The organism is Nocardia sp. NBC_01388, from assembly GCF_045040085.1.
Classification (GTDB): Bacteria; Actinomycetota; Actinomycetes; order Mycobacteriales; family Mycobacteriaceae; genus Nocardia.
In genome coordinates this window covers 2,058,429-2,073,138 of the sequence record NZ_CP109553.1, presented here as the reverse complement: position 1 = coordinate 2,073,138, position 14,710 = coordinate 2,058,429, and the positions used below count along the sequence as shown (strand labels likewise).

Sequence of the window (14,710 nt, the reverse complement as noted above, 5' to 3'; positions counted from 1 at the left end):
ATTCGCCGACCTGCGCATATGCGTCGAATGTCGCAATATCCGCAGTCGGTCGACCTACCATTCTGTGACGGCCGGTTGCTCAGCGAAAAGTGTTCCAGGACAGGTCATGTGGACCAATCTCAACCATGCCAGCCACTGGTGCACCCGTGACGGCCGCGAATTGCGGGTGCGGGTCACCGATATTCGCGCCGACCAGGACTCCGGTCATGTCCTGGCCTTCGGTTCGATCTCCGACGGTTGCCTGGTCAGAATCCACTCCCGGTGTCTGTACGGCGAATCGCTGGGGTTCCAGGATTGCGACTGCAAACCGCAGCTCGATCGCTCACTCGACCTCATTCAGGCGGAAGGATCGGGCATCCTGGTCTACCTCGAGCAGGAGGGGCGCGGACACGGCCTGCTCGCCAAGGCGCGTGGTTACGGTGAGAGCGAGCGCACCGGGTTGGATACCTTCGCCAGCTTTCTGTCGCTGGGTTACTCCGCCGACGATCGCCAGTACAACCACGCGGCACAGGCTTTGGTGGATCTCGGCCTCACGGCCGTGCAGCTGCTCACCAACAATCCGCACAAGCTCAGCGCGGTCGCCAAGGTGGGCATCCGTGCCACCGTGGTGCCGTTGCGCACGCACCCGCGCACCGCGCGCGAGCGTGAGTATCAGGAGGCCAAGCGCATGTACGGGCACTGGATTCCCACCGATCGCGCGCCGTGGGCGATGGACTTCTAGCGGCCGGTCAGCGGCGCAGGTTCCCGGCTACGTCCTGTGCGGTCGCGGCACCGGAATCCTCGCCGTCGGCGAGCTTGTCGATGGCGTCGATCCTCGGCATGGAGGCCGGAATGCTCGAAATATCCTCTCGCGCAGAGACCGCGGCCGCGGCCCACTCCACATTTCGCTCATCGTCGTGCCGGCGCTGTGCCGCATCGGCCGAACGCACCCGCGTCACCAAGCGGTAGATCAAGGCGGAGATGAAGGCCGGTGACATTCCCGGCGCTCGAACGACCGGCCCCGCGGATCGTACCGACGACGGCAGCGATCCCGAACCCGGTGCGGCGGACGGAAACTGCGCGACGATGCTCTCCCGGTCGCGAAAGTGAATGGCGCACTGCGACCCATCGATCACCACGACGGCGCCGACCTGCAGCTCGAGCAGTTCCCGGGTGGTGTCGGCACAGGTGCCGCCCGGCCTCATACCGGCCAGTTCGTCCGCGGTGCCGATGAGATAGTCGACCTTGCCCAGCAGTGCCAGCACCCGCTCCGAGAGCTGTCGCGGCGGCGAGGCATTGACCAGCAGCCACGGCGGGGACTGCGGCTGCGACGCCGCGTCGATCACTTCGGCCATGACTTCGTCCGATTGCTCGAAGGTCAGCAGGACCGCCGCCGACGCGTGCAGTGCCTGGCGAATCGGTTCGTCGATATCGCGGGCGGCGAACCAGATTCGATCCTGTTTGTTGGCAATCGAGGTGTAACTCCCGTCGTGCGACATGATGACGGTCGCCACCGGAGTGCGATATCCGGAGATCACCGGGATCAGGCTGGTGTCGACATGCTCGCTGTGCAGATAGGTGAGGATCTTCTCCCCGTTGTCGTCATTGCTGACCGCGGCGAACAGGCGCGCGTCGAGCTCGAGGCGCGCCAGCGCCACCGCGCGATTGAGTCCTTTGCCGCCGGGGTGCTCGTCGAAATCGCCGAAAAGCGAGGAGCCCGGCCGGGGGAAGGTCTCGACGGTGTGAATGCGGTCCCAGGCCGCGTCGCCGACCACGACCACCGTCGAGCGCTCCCGCGCGCCCCGCACTTCCGCTGCCGGAACCACGGATTCGGAGATGAGCAGCGTGCTGAGCGCGGTGAACGCCTCCGTCTCGGGAGCGCCCGCCCGCAGCGCACGCGCGGTCGGGGTCGATCGCTCCGCGGGAGCCCGCACCGCTTCGTAGAGCACCTGCCAGTTCTCCGCCAGACAGCGACGGCGCATGCCCAGGTTCGGACCGTACAACCGGTCCGAGAGTGCGGCGGGCAGCACGGCCGACAACATTTCCAGGCACAGCTCGGCGTCGATGATCAGTTGATCTGTCGCAGCGAGTCTTCCGGCGAGGTAGCGGATCGCATGGGGGAGGGCTTCCTCGGGCGTCGTCCCGGCCAGATGCGCGTAGCGGCGCACGATCACCAGCTTCAGCAGCGGGCCGATATCGACACTGAGGTTGCGCTCCCCCCGCATGCCCGAGAGCTTGCGCAGCCGCTCGAGAATCCCGCGTACCGCATGAACGTCGATGCTGTGCGGAGGACCCGGAGTCGTCATACCGCCCTCACCTCCCACTCGAATGCACCCGCACCGCAGACTGATTCGAGGCCCGGCCGGATGGTCGTCGGGGAAGGTTCCGAGACACAATGCGGCGTTCTCGATGAATCGTTCGCCGGGCGGCAGAGTGTGCGCTGCCGCCCCAACGATACCGCCGAACATGTTTACCGACCAGGTAAAACGTCAATCCCGCTGAGACAAAGGCAAATGCCGCGAAGTGTCCGGCAAATGCCATACTGGAGTTGGCGAAGTTTCGCCCCCACCAGACAGTTTCGGAGGTCCTGGTGTTCGGAGTGATTTTCCTGGTTCGGCATTTCCGGCGGCGGCGCGCAGCGGCGAGCGAATCCGATACCGAGGCCGAGATCGCATTCGCCGGCTAGACCGGCGAGATTTTCCGGCGCAGCGAAAACCGGCCATCCGTCGTCGCCCGCTCCATCCACGCAGACCACACGTGGGTAGCGACATCTCCAGCCGATCAACACATTTCGATCGGCCCCTTCCGGCATCCCGGACACCGGGCGCCCGCGACGACACCTCACCCACAGGGAGACCGTCGTGATTTATGAGAGCAGCCGTTCGATCACCAGCAGCTTCTGCCCCGAATGGGCGCGCCGGCGCGCCGACCGGGGTGAACCGGCGTGGGAGTTGAGCTGGTGGCCGGAGGTGTTGTTGACCTTTGGACAGGCCAGGGATGCAATGGAACTGGCCGAGCTGTGCAGCGGGCCGGCGGAGCCGGGCGCGCGGGCGGAGACGCTGGCCGGGGAATTGGGAACCTCGGTGAAACATGTCATGGCCGTGCTGCATCAGCGGATGATGGAGCGGGGCAGATGAGCGCAGACCTCACCGGCGAGGCCGCACAGTGACACGCGGACGGGTGGGGAGTTGCCGTATGCAGCAATGAATTCCCGGCACATCGGGCGGTTCGGTAGGTGGTGAAATACCGACCGCTCGGTAATCGACGAAGAACACATACAGTTCGCCCAGGGAGGACCCAGCAGTGACAATCGATATCAATCAGCGGGAGATGACCAGTGACATCACCCCCGAATTCGCACGGTGTGCACAGGGGGAGCAGGTGTGGTCCCTGAGCTGGCTACCCGAACAGCGACTGACCCGGGAACAGGCGCATGCCGGAATGGAATTGGACGAAATCCTGTCCGATCCGGAGGTGGTCTTCGACGATGCCGCACACTCCGAGGCCGCCGAACGCGCCGCCCGGCTGGGCATCCTGGTCGAGCACGCGGTGGTCATGCTGGCGCAGCGCCTGGCCGAGCGCATGCACCGCGAGACGCTCCCGCCCTGCCCGGCCGACGCCGAACTGCCGCCGCTGCCGCAGTTGCCCGAGCCGATGCTCACCGGCTGGTTCACCGCGACCTACGCGCCCGCCACCACGGGTGCCCGCTCCCAGCACCTGTGGGCCTGACCGACCCGGTACTGCCTCGACCGCACACGTGCCCGCCGCGCACCAGCCCGCGCGCCGGGCCGCGACCAACCTGCCTTCGCGAGTCGAAACCGGCGCTGATCCGGTCAGGCCCGGGCGGTGTGCCCCGCGCCGACCGCCTCGGACAGGCTGGAGTAGCCGTGTGCGCGCAGCTTGATCGCCAGACCGTGATGAATGCGACGTGCCCAGAACGGACCGCCGTAGATGAAGCCCGTATAGCCCTGCAGCAGTGAGGCTCCGGCGAGAATGCGCTCCCAGGCCTGGTCCGCGGTTTCGATCCCGCCGACCGAGATGAGCACCAGCCGGTCCCCGACGCGCGCGAACAGCCGGCGCAATACCTCGAGCGAACGGTCCGCGACCGGTGCGCCGGACAGCCCGCCGGCACCGAGCGCGGCGACCTCGTCGGCATTCGTGCGCAGCCCGTCGCGGCGAATCGTGGTGTTGGTGGCCACGATTCCGGCCAGACCCAGCTCCACCGCGAGGTCGGCCACCGCATCGATGTCCTCGTCGGACAGATCGGGGGCGATCTTCACCAGCACCGGCACCGACACACTGTCCAGCACCGCCCGCAGCAGTGGGCGCAGCGAATCGACCGCTTGCAGATCACGCAGGCCCGGGGTGTTCGGGGAGCTGACGTTCACGACCACGAAATCGGCCAGCGGGCCCAGCAGTGTCGCGCTGACGGCGTAATCGGCGGCGGCATCGGCGGCCTCCACGACCTTCGTCTTGCCGATATTCGCGCCGATCGGAATACCGCCGGGGCGGCGCGTGGCCAGATACCGCGCGGCCGCTGCGGCGCCGTGATTGTTGAAGCCCATGCGATTGATCAGCGCCCGGTCGGCGGGCAGCCGGAACAGTCGCGGCGCCGGATTGCCCGGCTGCGCCTGCGCGGTGACCGTGCCGATCTCGGCATAGCCGAAACCGAGCGGACCCCACACCTCGGCGCCCTCGGCGTCCTTGTCGAAGCCGGCCGCCAGGCCCAGCGGGCTCGGGAAATCCACCCCGAACACCCGCGAGGCCAGCACCGGATCCTGCGCCACCAGCAGTGTCGAGGTCACCCACCGGCCCGGCGCGAACCGGGTCGACAGCTTCATCGCACCGAAGGCCAGATGATGGATGCGTTCCGGCGGGAGCAGGAACATCACCTTCAGCAGCAGGGCATACAGGCGTTCGCCGATATTCGTGAAGGCCATGCGGGTCACATCACCGCCTCGGGTGTCGGGGATAGCAGGGAACTCTTGCGGCGGCGCAGCAGCACCCGGCGGCTGCCGTCGGTGTAGGCACGCACCCGCGACAGCTCCCAGCCACCGAATTCGGCCTGAATGGCCAGGCGCATGGAGGCGGTCACGCGATTCATGTCCGGGGGGAGCCGTAGCGGCACGTATTCGTACTCGTCATCGCTGGAATGCTCCCAGCCTGCCGGTATCGGTCGCGATTGCCGCGCTGATCGTGATGCCCGAGCCATCACTGCCCTCTCTTCCGCTGGTCCGCGCCGATCCGTTGCAGACCGTCACCGGTCCCGGATCCCACGAACAGGTCACCGGTGCGGTCGTCGATGGTCACCGTGTTGGGCTGGCGCACTGTGGGATAGCGGCCCACCTCTACCGGTATACCCGTCGACAGGTCGTAGCCGACGACTTCGTTACTGCCTGTCAGCGTCACCCACACGGTCTCGGACCGCTTGTCGTAGGCGAGTGCGTAGGGCGAAGAGCCTACCGGGAAACCCTGGCGCAGGACCAAAGGATCGGCCGTGTAGACCAGCAGCTGGCCACCGGCGGTATCGGTGACGATGCGGCGGCCGAAGTGATCACCGATCATCTCGGCGGCCCCGTCCCCGGCGCGCAGGGTCAACCCGAGGCGGTGATCGGCCAGGTTCAGCTCGGCCAGGGCGGTCTGGTGGCGGTCGAGCACCACCACGGTATCGGTGCTGGTGTCGATGGCATCGGCGGACACCAGACCCGAAATGGTCTCTCGCACAGCGCCATCGGGGGCCAGCACGAGTACCTTGCCGCTGGCGAGCCCGGCGATCAGATCACCGCCGGCGCGCACCGCGGCCGCGTGCACATCGCCGTCGACCTTCACCTCGGTCAGTGCGCCGGAGGCGGCATCGACGCGAAGTATCTTGCCGGGCACCGCGATCAGGAACTCCCCGGGCTTGCCCAGCGAGAGCGCTGCGGCCGCCCCGGGCAGGGTCACCGTGCGCAGGGTCCCGCCGGGCTGCGCGAGCAGCTGCAGCGTGGTGCCCGGATCGGTGATCGAGGCGAGAATTCCGGTGCCCGGATCTGCCAGCAGATCGCGAATCGGCGCACTGGGCGTCACCGCACCGGCGGGCGCGGCGACCGCTTCCGGCGCCACGGCCGCGGCGACCGGATCCCGGGTCGGTTTGTCGGCGTCGTCCTTGGAGGAACAACCGGCCAGTACCGTCACCGCGATCGCGCCCGCGAGGACCGACCGGATCAAGCCGCGACGGCGCATGCAATGAACTCCTAACCACAAATGAACCATGCGTTCTTCTTCATGTAAACGTAGCGCGCGGTACCCACGAAGCCGACCGTGGGGAGCATGGCAACCGAATCCATCGAACGAACGCGGCTTTACACGCTAACAGGTTAGTGTGTAAAGCGTGTCCGACCAGGTGCGGCGTGCCTTCCGGTTCCGCTTCTACCCAACCGATACGCAGGCGGCGGAGCTGCTGCGTACGTTCGGTTGCGTCCGGAAGGTCTACAACCTCGCGCTGGCAGCCCGAACTGAGGCCTGGTATCAGCGTGGAGAGCGCGTCACGTACAACACCACGTCGGTAATGCTCACCCGATGGAAGCAGTCCGAGGAGTTGTCCTTCCTCGCTGATGTGTCGTGCGTCCCATTGCAACAGGGTCTGAGACACCTACAAGCCGCGTTCCTCGCATTTTGGGACAAACGAGCCAAGTATCCACGCTTCAAGTCCCGCAAGAAGTCTCGTGCCAGCGCGGAGTACACCCGGAACGCCTTCCGCTATCGGGATGGGCAGTTGACGTTGGCAAAGATGACCGAACCACTCGAAATCGTGTGGTCCCGACCGTTGCCGGAAGGTGCACAACCCTCCACTGTGACCGTGACACACGACAACGCGGGCAGATGGTTTGTCTCCATGCTGTGCGAAGACCCCGGTGTGCAACCGTTGCCGGAGAGTGCAGCGGCGATCGGAATCGACGCCGGTCTCCATGCACTGCTGACCTTTTCCACCGGGGAGAAGGTCGCCAACAAGAGGCACGAACGCCGCGAGCGCATTCGCCTGGCGAACGCACAACGCCTGGTTTCGCGCAAGCAGAACAGGTCGAAGAACCAGGACAAGGCTCGCAGAAAGGTGGCCCGGATCCATGCCCGCATCTCCGATCGACGGCGAAATGATCTGCATGAACTGACAACTCGACTCGTGCGTGAGAACCAAACGCTCGTCATCGAGGACCTGACTGTTCGAAACATGATGAAGAATCGCAAACTTTCACGCTCGATCTCTGACGCCTCGTGGCGCCAGTTCCGCACGATGCTCGAGTACAAGGCGGAGTGGTATGGGCGCACAGTTGTCGTGGTCGACCGATGGCTGCCGTCCTCGAAGCTGTGTTCGGACTGCGGCACATCGGTCGATTCGATGCCACTGCGCGTACGCCTGTGGACGTGCAGGCAGTGCGGGGTCACTCACGATCGCGACGTGAATGCAGCGAAGAACATTCTGGCCGCCGGGCTGGCGGTGTCGGCCTGTGGAGCCGGTGTAAGACCCAGACGCAGCACTGCGCGCGGGCAATCGGCGACGAAGCAGGAATCCCAATCCGCGAGGGTTGGAGTCCCGTCGAACTCGTTCGGGACGAAGTCAACTGACCATGTTGCCCGACCACGCCCGGTGGGCGGGGGTCTTGGGTCCGGCGCGCCGTCACAGGGTGCACAGTTGCTAGGCCACCGAGTCACTTGACGTGACATGGGCTTTCGCGGGGCCGTCGGCGGTAGCGGTTAGCCTGGAAGTACATCAGTGGGTTGTGTCAGGGAGTTGAGTTGGTAACCGACCACACATCGGGCTTCCCCGCACCGGGCTTCACCGTCGAGGACGTGACCGTCGGTCACTACGCGCACGGGTTCGGCATCGCCGAGGACGGGCGCCCCTTCGCCTTCCGGACCGTGCGCGGCACCATGACCGTCGAGCTCTATCGCCCTGACCTGGAGACAGCCGTGCCCACGCCGGAAGACGTGGTCGCGATCGCCGAAACCCGGCTCACCGATATCGATCTCGAGGACGAGCGCAGCATCATCGCCCTGGTCCGCGATCTCATCCCGCAGGCGATCCCGGTGCCGGCCGCCGCACCCCCCGACGCGACCACGGTGCGCGCACTGCTGGCGCGTTTCGGTGCGGTCATCGACGGCCGCTGAGGCCGCACCGGGGTCCGACACGCCGTGCGTGGCGCAGACCCCAGGCGGCGGCGCATGTGACGCGCCAGTCAGCAACTCGCCGTGCGCATGACAGACTGTGGGCAAATCACCGCAGTTCGAGCACCGAGGATGTTGATGGCTTTTCGACGACCGGCCGTAGCAGTTCTGATTCTCGCCGTCCTCGGCGCCGCGACGGCGGCGTGTGGTGGTTCCGATGACGATGCCTCGGTCGCCGCGGCGCGCTCCTCTGCCTATGCCGCGCTGAGCTCCTCCTCGGTGGCCGCCTCGGCCTCGGCCTCGAACCGGCCGCCCATTCCGACCGCGGCCGCGCTGGACGCGCAGATCAAATCGGCGCTGGATCCGAATCTGCCCGATGCCGATCGCACCGCCCTCATCGAGGACGGGGAGTCGTTCAAGGACGCCATTCCGGATATGTACAAGGCGCTGCAGGACAATCCGCGCGCGGTGTACGGGGTCCGGGATCCGGTCTTCGACAATCACGACGGCACCCTGACCGCGACGCTGAGCCTGGACAAGGACGGCACCGGGTCCAATGTGCGCACGACCGTGGTGCATTTCGTGAACAAGGACGGGCGCTGGAAGATCTCGCGCACCGATCTGTGCGGCATTCTGCGCTCGGCCGATTACCGGACCGCGGCCTGCGGCTGATGCTCGCATCGAACAAGGGCACCACACGGCCGCTGCGCTGGGGGCGTTTCGTGCACCGCAATCGGTACCTGATCTTCGGGCTTTTCGGGCTGGTGGTGCTGGCGTCCGGGTTCTACGGGCGCGATCTGGGCAAACATCTGACCCAGGAGGGCTGGTTCGACGAGAGCAGCCAATCGGTGGCGGCCTCCAAACTCGCCGATTCCACCTTCGGGCGCGATACCGACAGCGATCTGATCGTGCTCTATACCGCCCCGCCCGGCGGCACCGTCGATGACGAGCCGGTGCGCACCGCGGTCACCGCCGAGCTGAATCGGTTGCGCAGCAGCCACTCCGGGCAGATTCTCAAGATCGACTCGTACTGGGACGGCGCGCTCATGGGCCAGTTCGCCGACGCCTCCCGCACCCACGCCTTCGCCAGTATCGGACTGCGCGGCGACGGCGGCACCGACACGGTCAACAACTACATGGCCGTCAAGAACGAATTCCATTCCGGCACACCGGGTTCCGGGCCGGGCGGGACGACCGTGCAGTTGGCGGGCATGCAGCCGGTGGTGGAGGGCATCAATACCGGGATGCAGAACGACATCCACCGCGCGGAGATCATCGCGCTGCCGCTGGTGGCGATCCTGCTGTACTTCGTATTCGGCGGGGTGATCGGCGCGCTGCTGCCGGTGCTCATCGGCGGGATGACGATTCTGGGCACCCAGGGCATCATGCGGATGCTGACCGATCATCTGCAGGTCAATGTGTTCGCCTCGGCCGTGGTCACCTTGGTGAGTCTGGGGCTGGCCATCGATTACGGGTTGTTCGCGGTGACCCGGTTCCGGGAGGAACTGGCCGCCGGGCGCACCGTGGAGGAGGCCACCGCGCGCACCGTCGCCACCGCCGGGCGCACGGTGCTGTTCTCCTCGGCGATCATCGCGGTGAGCCTGGGGGCGCTGTTCATCTACCCGAACGGGGTGCTGCGCTCGGTGCCCCTGGGCGGTATCAGTTCGGTGCTGCTGGCGGCGGTGCTGTCGGTGACGGCGCTGCCGGCGACCTTGAGCATCGTGGGGCGGCGCATCGATCTGTGGGGCTGGCATCGGCTGGCGAGCATTCGCACCGCCGAGCAGATCGATGCCGGATTCTTCTCGCGGCTGGCGGTGTTCGCCATGGCCAAGCCGTGGCGGGTGATCGTGCCGGTGGTGCTGGTGCTGCTGGCGTTGATCCTGCCGTTCCGCCACATTGCCTTCGGCGGGCTCAGCGAACGGTATCTGGCCTCCGACAATGCGGCGCGGGTGGCGCAGCAGGACTTCGACCGCACGTTCCCGCAGTTCCGCACCGACCCGCTCAAACTCGTGGTGGTGGGGGCGAATCCGCAGCAGCTCAGCGATATTCGCTATGAGGCCAACCAGGTCAGCGCGCCGCTGATGACAGGCCCGTTCGATCCGGTCGCGCCGACCAAGGACGCGATCACGGTGCTCGGCAGTGGGCTGGTCGACAAGCAGGACGCCGACAAGGTGATGTCGGCGCTGCGCGCCATACCGCAGCCGCCGGGGGTGCAGGTCATGGTGGGCGGGGTGCCCGCGCTCGAGCGCGACAGCATTCTCGGGCTCCTCCACGGGCTGCCGCTGCTGGCGCTGATCCTGGTGGTGGCGGCAATCGCGTTGATGTACGCGGCATTCCGGTCGCTGATCCTGGCGGTGAAGGCGGTCGCCATGAGCGCGCTGTCGCTGGGGGCGACGCTGGGGGTGCTCACCTGGATCTTCGTGGAGGGTCACGGGTCGGGGCTGTTCGACTTCACGCCGGGACCGCTCATGTTCGCGGTGCTGGTGTTGATCGTGACGGTGCTGTTCGGGTTGTCCACCGACTACGAGGTGTTCCTGCAATCGCGGATGTCCGAGGCGCGTGCCGAGGGCAAATCCGCGGAAGAGGCCATCCGGTACGGGATTGCGCACACGGGCGGCGTAATCACCTCTGCCGCCGCTATTCTCATCGTGGTGACAGGCGCCTTCGGGTTCTCCGATCTGGTGCTGATGAAGTACATCGCCTACGGCATGATCGCGGCACTCCTGTTGGACGCCACGGTGATCCGCATGCTGCTCACTCCGGCTGTTCTGAAATTGGTGTGGCGTTAACGCTTCCCGGCCTGAAGGCCGTGGATTCCACGCTCAGACCGCATCCGAATCGGCCGCCCGAGGGAGGTGATCCGATTGTCTTACATCCTCGACACGTGTGTGGCCGCGCTCTGCCACAGCCAGAATCACTCTGGCAGCGTTCCGATCCCGGTCGTCGGCAAACCCGCAGCGGTGGCATCGGAAGGTTCGTTCGCCGAGTTCGAGCTGCTGCTTGGCTCTCGCGAAACAACTCGAACACGTCATGCTCGTATAGGCGGGCTGAACCAACACCAACCTCCGGCCGGCCCGCGTGCCGCGCTCGATGGTCAGCTGTTGCGGCCGCGGACCGGCAGCACCAATTGCGCACCCGTGTCCGGATGATCGAAGACGTCGACCGGGTGCTGGTAGACGCGGGTCAGCAGCGCCCTGGTGAGCACCTCACGGGGTGGGCCGTCGGCGGCGATGCGGCCTGATTCCAGGACGGCGACGCGGTCGGCGTAGGCGGCCGCGACACCGAGATCATGCAACACGACCACCACGGCGGCACCGGCGCTCGCACGTTCGCGGGCCAGGCGCAGCACCTGTTCCTGATGGCCGAGGTCCAGGGCGGCGGTCGGTTCGTCCAGCAGCAAGGTGGCGGTGTCCTGGGCGAGCACCCGTGCGAGCGCGACGCGGGCGCGTTCACCACCGGACAGGGCCGGGAAGGTGCGCCCCGCAAGGTGTTCCACATCGGTGGCGGCGAGCGCTTCGGCGATGCGCTGTTCATCGTCGTCCTGGCGTGCGGTGCGGGCCCAGGGGGCGCGGCCCATGGCGACGACTTCGCGGGCGGTGAAGGGGAAGCCGACGGTGTGGTTCTGCGGCAGGACCGCGCGGCGGCGTGCCATATCGACCGGGGCCCAGTCGGCGAGAGGTTTGCCGTCGAGTTCGACTGTGCCCTCGCTGGGTTGCAGTTCCCCGGCCAGGGCGTCGAGCAGCGTGGATTTGCCGGCGCCGTTGGGGCCGACGAGGGCAACGATCTGCCCGGCAATGACTTCGAAGTCGACGCCGTCCAGGACGCGGCGGCCGCCATTGCGCTCCAGGGCGACGCCGCGGGCGCACAGGGTGACAGTGCCCGGCTGCGGGGTGAGCGGCAGGGTGTGGTGGCGGGTGAAAGCGCCGGAGAGGCTTCGCAATACGGTGCTCACGCCCAGCCTCCCGAACGGGCGCGGGTGCGCCGCAGCAGCCAGAAGAAGAACGGGCCGCCCACCAGCGAGGTGAGCATTCCCAAGGGCAGATCCGCATTGTGCACCAGGGAACGCGCCCCGATATCGGCGGCGACCAGGGTCACCGCACCGAGGATCGCCGACAGCGGGATGAGCACCCGGTGCCCGGGACCCACCAGCATGCGCACCAGGTGCGGCACGATCAATCCGACGAACAAGATGATGCCGGTGAACGCCACACCCGCGGTGGCGAGGATCGCGACCACGACGATCACATTGCGCCGCAGCCGTTCCACGTCCACACCCAGATGCCGGGACGCCGATTCCCCCAGCGCCAGCAGATCCAATCGCGGCGCCATGAGCACCGCCGCCGCCACCCCGACCAGGGTCAGCGGGGCAACCACGCCCACGGCCTGCCAGGTCGCCCCGTTGAGGCTGCCCATCTGCCAGAACACCAGCTGATCACGCGCCGCCGGGGAGGCACTGAACAGCAGGAACGAAATCAGCCCGCCCGCAAAGGCATTGATGGCCACACCGGTCAGCACCAGCGTCACCACCTCGGTGCGCCCGTTGGATCGCGAGAGCACATACACCAGCAGCGTCGTCAACAATCCGGCCGCGAACGCCCCCGCCGCCACCGACCACGACGCCACGAACGCCCCGCCGACCACGATCACCGCCCCCGCACCGACCGCCGCCCCCGCCGACACCCCGATCACCCCGGGCTCGGCCAGCGGATTGGCGAACACCCCTTGCAGCAGCGCCCCCGCCGTCGCGAGGGCTGCCCCGACGAGCATGGCCAGCACCACCCGCGGAAACCGCACCTCCCACAACGTCACATCCCCCGCAGGATGCTTGGGCATCGGCCCCCAGTCGAGCCCGATCCGATGAAAGAAACTCCCCGCCACCTCCAGCGGCGTCGTCGGCACCTGCCCCACCGCCGCCGAAATCAACGCCAGCACCACCAGCAGCACCAGCGCCCCGGCAACGATCAACGCCGTCCGAGACCGCTTCCCGCCACCGCTACCTGCGGCCGGCTGCGCATCGCCACTGCTACCGGTGCGAGCGCGCTCCGACGAGGCAGCAACCGGATCGGCTGCGTCCGCACCAACCTCCGCGACAGCACCGACTATCGAGATACCCGAATTGCCATCTGGCCGAGGCTGCGAGAACCGCTGCGCGGGAGCAGACTCCGACGCCGAGGCGGACTCACCGTTCTCGCCGATTCCATCGCGCTTCGAAGAACTCGTGGCTGGAGCGGCGGTAGCCGAGCCATGCGGTGCGAACGCCGCTGAGTCGGCACCGCCGGGGCGCGTGGCGGCCGACTTCGAGACCGAGTGCGCAGGAGCAGAATTCGATGTCGAGACGCCCTCGCCGTTCGACGGGGCCGTGACGGGCGACGGGGATGCGGCGGCATCGGCGCGCTTGCCGGACGTCGCGGATGCGGATGTCGCTTCGACTGCGTCCGAGGTCGGCGCGGAGTCGAGGCGGGGAGGATTCGACTGCTCGGCTGCGGGGGAGGCGTAGTGGGGCCCGGTCGGATCCTGCGCGTCGGGGGTGGGGCGGTGGGTCATGCGATCTTGTCGCCGTAGACGGCCTTGGCGAGGGCGGAGATCACGCGGCCGGTGTTGGGGCCGAAGCTGAGCAGGACGGCGTCGGACATGTCGACGACGCGTTTATTGCGGCCGGCGGGGGTTTGGGCGATGCCGGGGATTTTGGCCAGGCCGTCGACACCGCCGACGGAGGCCAGGCCGTCGGACATGACCAGGATGACGTCGGGGGCGGCGGCGATGAGGGCTTCGCTGGTAATGGGGACGAACGGTTCCTTGACGCCGGAGGCGGTGCCGGCGTCGGTGCCGCCGATCGCGGCGACCAGGGAATCGGCACCGGAGCCGGGGCCGGCGATCATGGTGATGGCGGTGCTGCGCAGGTACAGGAACGCCATGCGCAGCTTCGGGTCCTGCTGCGGCACCGTGGCGATGGCGGCGGTGATCTCGTCGTGGGTGCGCTGGCCGAGCTTCTTGCCCGCATCCGGGACGCCGAGGGCGTTCGCGACCGCTTCGATCTGCGGCACGACCGCGTCCATGGTGCGCTGCGGGTCGAAGTAGACGACCGTGATGCCCAGCGCTTTGAGCTGATCACGCATGACCGGCGTGGCACTGGTGGAGTCGGTGAGGAATACCGAAGGGCGCTGTGCCGCAATCGCTTCCACGCTCATGCTGCCCGAGCCGCCCGCCACGTTGGGCACATCCTTCACGGCGGGGAACGCGGCGGAGGTGGAGCGGCCCACCAATTTCGAGCCCAGCCCGAGCGCGTACACCGTCTGGGTGAGGGTGCCGTACCGGTCGACGGCGATGATGCGGCTCGCATCGGTGACGGTCACATCACCGCCCTCGAAGGAGTGCACCGTCACCGGCAGCACCGGGGTGGGCTCGGGTCCGATCGGGACCGGGTTGGTATCGGGCATTGCCGCGGTGGCGGGCCCGCGCCGGCCCGCCGCCGCCGACCCGCTGCTGCTGGTGCACGCGGTGGCGCCGATGAGTACGGTCGCCCCGAGCAGCACCAGCAGTGTGCGCAGGACGACGCCGGATCGGGCACTCACGGAACACCTCATGCAGG

At 67.3% G+C, this 14,710-nt stretch carries 15 protein-coding genes; 7 read left to right on the top strand and 8 right to left on the bottom strand.

The annotated features are described in order from the left end of the window. Window positions 1–106 precede the first annotated feature (106 nt). Window positions 107–721 (top strand): GTP cyclohydrolase, encoded by a 615-nt coding sequence (locus OG716_RS09630; protein ID WP_405137298.1) that lies wholly within the window; start codon window positions 107–109, stop codon window positions 719–721. A 7-nt stretch (window positions 722–728) separates the two neighbouring features. Here the strand turns inward: OG716_RS09630 and OG716_RS09625 are convergent, their stop codons facing one another. Beyond that, window positions 729–2,285 carry a carbohydrate kinase family protein gene (locus tag OG716_RS09625; protein WP_405137297.1) on the bottom strand — a complete coding sequence of 519 codons (1,557 nt, stop codon included), beginning with the start codon at window positions 2,283–2,285 and terminating at the stop codon, window positions 729–731. 555 nt (window positions 2,286–2,840) lie between these two features. On the opposite strand from OG716_RS09625, the gene OG716_RS09620 reads away from it, so the two are divergent. Together OG716_RS09620 and OG716_RS09615 are read left to right on the top strand one after the other, a co-directional pair. Next, on the top strand, window positions 2,841–3,116 hold the full coding sequence (locus OG716_RS09620; RefSeq protein ID WP_355121447.1) for a hypothetical protein: 276 nt from the start codon (window positions 2,841–2,843) through the stop codon (window positions 3,114–3,116). Between the two features lie 166 nt (window positions 3,117–3,282). After that, window positions 3,283–3,708, top strand: coding sequence for a hypothetical protein (locus OG716_RS09615; protein WP_405137296.1), 426 nt, complete (start codon window positions 3,283–3,285; stop codon window positions 3,706–3,708). Between the two features lie 104 nt (window positions 3,709–3,812). On the opposite strand, the gene OG716_RS09610 is transcribed toward OG716_RS09615, so the two are convergent. Genes OG716_RS09610 through OG716_RS09600 form a run of 3 tightly spaced genes read right to left on the bottom strand, consistent with a single transcriptional unit; the run spans window position 3,813 to window position 6,201 of the window. Continuing rightward, the gene (locus tag OG716_RS09610) at window positions 3,813–4,892 is read right to left on the bottom strand and encodes a quinone-dependent dihydroorotate dehydrogenase (RefSeq protein ID WP_405139611.1); all 1,080 of its coding nucleotides are present in this window, start codon (window positions 4,890–4,892) and stop codon (window positions 3,813–3,815) included. 32 nt (window positions 4,893–4,924) lie between these two features. Then, complete coding sequence (locus tag OG716_RS09605) at window positions 4,925–5,191, bottom strand: DUF5703 family protein (protein WP_355121451.1); 267 nt, start codon at window positions 5,189–5,191, stop codon at window positions 4,925–4,927. Next, a complete protein-coding gene (locus OG716_RS09600; protein WP_405137295.1) occupies window positions 5,191–6,201 on the bottom strand; it encodes a YncE family protein in 1,011 nt (336 codons plus the stop codon). Before OG716_RS09600 ends, OG716_RS09605 begins: the two co-directional genes overlap by 1 nt. A 148-nt stretch (window positions 6,202–6,349) precedes the next feature. Between OG716_RS09600 and OG716_RS09595 the strand changes: the two genes are divergently transcribed. The 4 genes from OG716_RS09595 to OG716_RS09580 all read left to right on the top strand — a co-directional run bounded on the left by OG716_RS09595 (window position 6,350) and on the right by OG716_RS09580 (window position 10,910). After that, entirely contained in the window at window positions 6,350–7,672 is a 1,323-nt protein-coding gene (locus OG716_RS09595; RefSeq protein ID WP_405137294.1) for an RNA-guided endonuclease InsQ/TnpB family protein, read from the top strand. 80 nt (window positions 7,673–7,752) lie between these two features. Next, a complete protein-coding gene (locus OG716_RS09590; RefSeq protein WP_405137293.1) occupies window positions 7,753–8,124 on the top strand; it encodes a hypothetical protein in 372 nt (123 codons plus the stop codon). 135 nt (window positions 8,125–8,259) lie between these two features. Continuing rightward, on the top strand, window positions 8,260–8,793 hold the full coding sequence (locus OG716_RS09585; RefSeq protein WP_405137292.1) for a hypothetical protein: 534 nt from the start codon (window positions 8,260–8,262) through the stop codon (window positions 8,791–8,793). Beyond that, on the top strand, window positions 8,793–10,910 hold the full coding sequence (locus OG716_RS09580; RefSeq protein WP_405137291.1) for an MMPL family transporter: 2,118 nt from the start codon (window positions 8,793–8,795) through the stop codon (window positions 10,908–10,910). Before OG716_RS09585 ends, OG716_RS09580 begins: the two co-directional genes overlap by 1 nt. A gap of 33 nt (window positions 10,911–10,943) precedes the next feature. On the opposite strand, the gene OG716_RS09575 is transcribed toward OG716_RS09580, so the two are convergent. The 4 genes from OG716_RS09575 to OG716_RS09560 all read right to left on the bottom strand — a co-directional run bounded on the left by OG716_RS09575 (window position 10,944) and on the right by OG716_RS09560 (window position 14,705). Further along, window positions 10,944–11,213, bottom strand: coding sequence for a zinc ribbon domain-containing protein (locus tag OG716_RS09575; RefSeq protein ID WP_405139609.1), 270 nt, complete (start codon window positions 11,211–11,213; stop codon window positions 10,944–10,946). Window positions 11,214–11,215: 2 nt separating this feature from the next. After that, on the bottom strand, window positions 11,216–12,073 hold the full coding sequence (locus OG716_RS09570) for a heme ABC transporter ATP-binding protein (RefSeq protein WP_405137290.1): 858 nt from the start codon (window positions 12,071–12,073) through the stop codon (window positions 11,216–11,218). Continuing rightward, window positions 12,070–13,086, bottom strand: a complete 1,017-nt coding sequence (locus OG716_RS09565; RefSeq protein WP_405137289.1) for a FecCD family ABC transporter permease — start codon at window positions 13,084–13,086, stop codon at window positions 12,070–12,072. The genes OG716_RS09570 and OG716_RS09565 overlap by 4 nt, the downstream gene beginning before the upstream one ends. Window positions 13,087–13,661: 575 nt before the next feature. Beyond that, window positions 13,662–14,705, bottom strand: a complete 1,044-nt coding sequence (locus tag OG716_RS09560) for a hemin ABC transporter substrate-binding protein (protein ID WP_405137288.1) — start codon at window positions 14,703–14,705, stop codon at window positions 13,662–13,664. Window positions 14,706–14,710: the final 5 nt, after the last annotated feature.

Bases quoted from the DNA above. Each gene is read 5' to 3' on its own strand.
- OG716_RS09630 (WP_405137298.1), top strand. From the start codon at position 107: ATGTGGACCAATCTCAACCATGCCAGCCACTGGTGCACCCGTGACGGC.
- OG716_RS09625 (WP_405137297.1), bottom strand. From the start codon at position 2,285: ATGACGACTCCGGGTCCTCCGCACAGCATCGACGTTCATGCGGTACGC.
- OG716_RS09605 (WP_355121451.1), bottom strand. From the start codon at position 5,191: ATGGCTCGGGCATCACGATCAGCGCGGCAATCGCGACCGATACCGGCA.
- OG716_RS09600 (WP_405137295.1), bottom strand. From the start codon at position 6,201: ATGCGCCGTCGCGGCTTGATCCGGTCGGTCCTCGCGGGCGCGATCGCG.
- OG716_RS09585 (WP_405137292.1), top strand. From the start codon at position 8,260: ATGGCTTTTCGACGACCGGCCGTAGCAGTTCTGATTCTCGCCGTCCTC.
- OG716_RS09580 (WP_405137291.1), top strand. From the start codon at position 8,793: ATGCTCGCATCGAACAAGGGCACCACACGGCCGCTGCGCTGGGGGCGT.
- OG716_RS09560 (WP_405137288.1), bottom strand. From the start codon at position 14,705: ATGAGGTGTTCCGTGAGTGCCCGATCCGGCGTCGTCCTGCGCACACTG.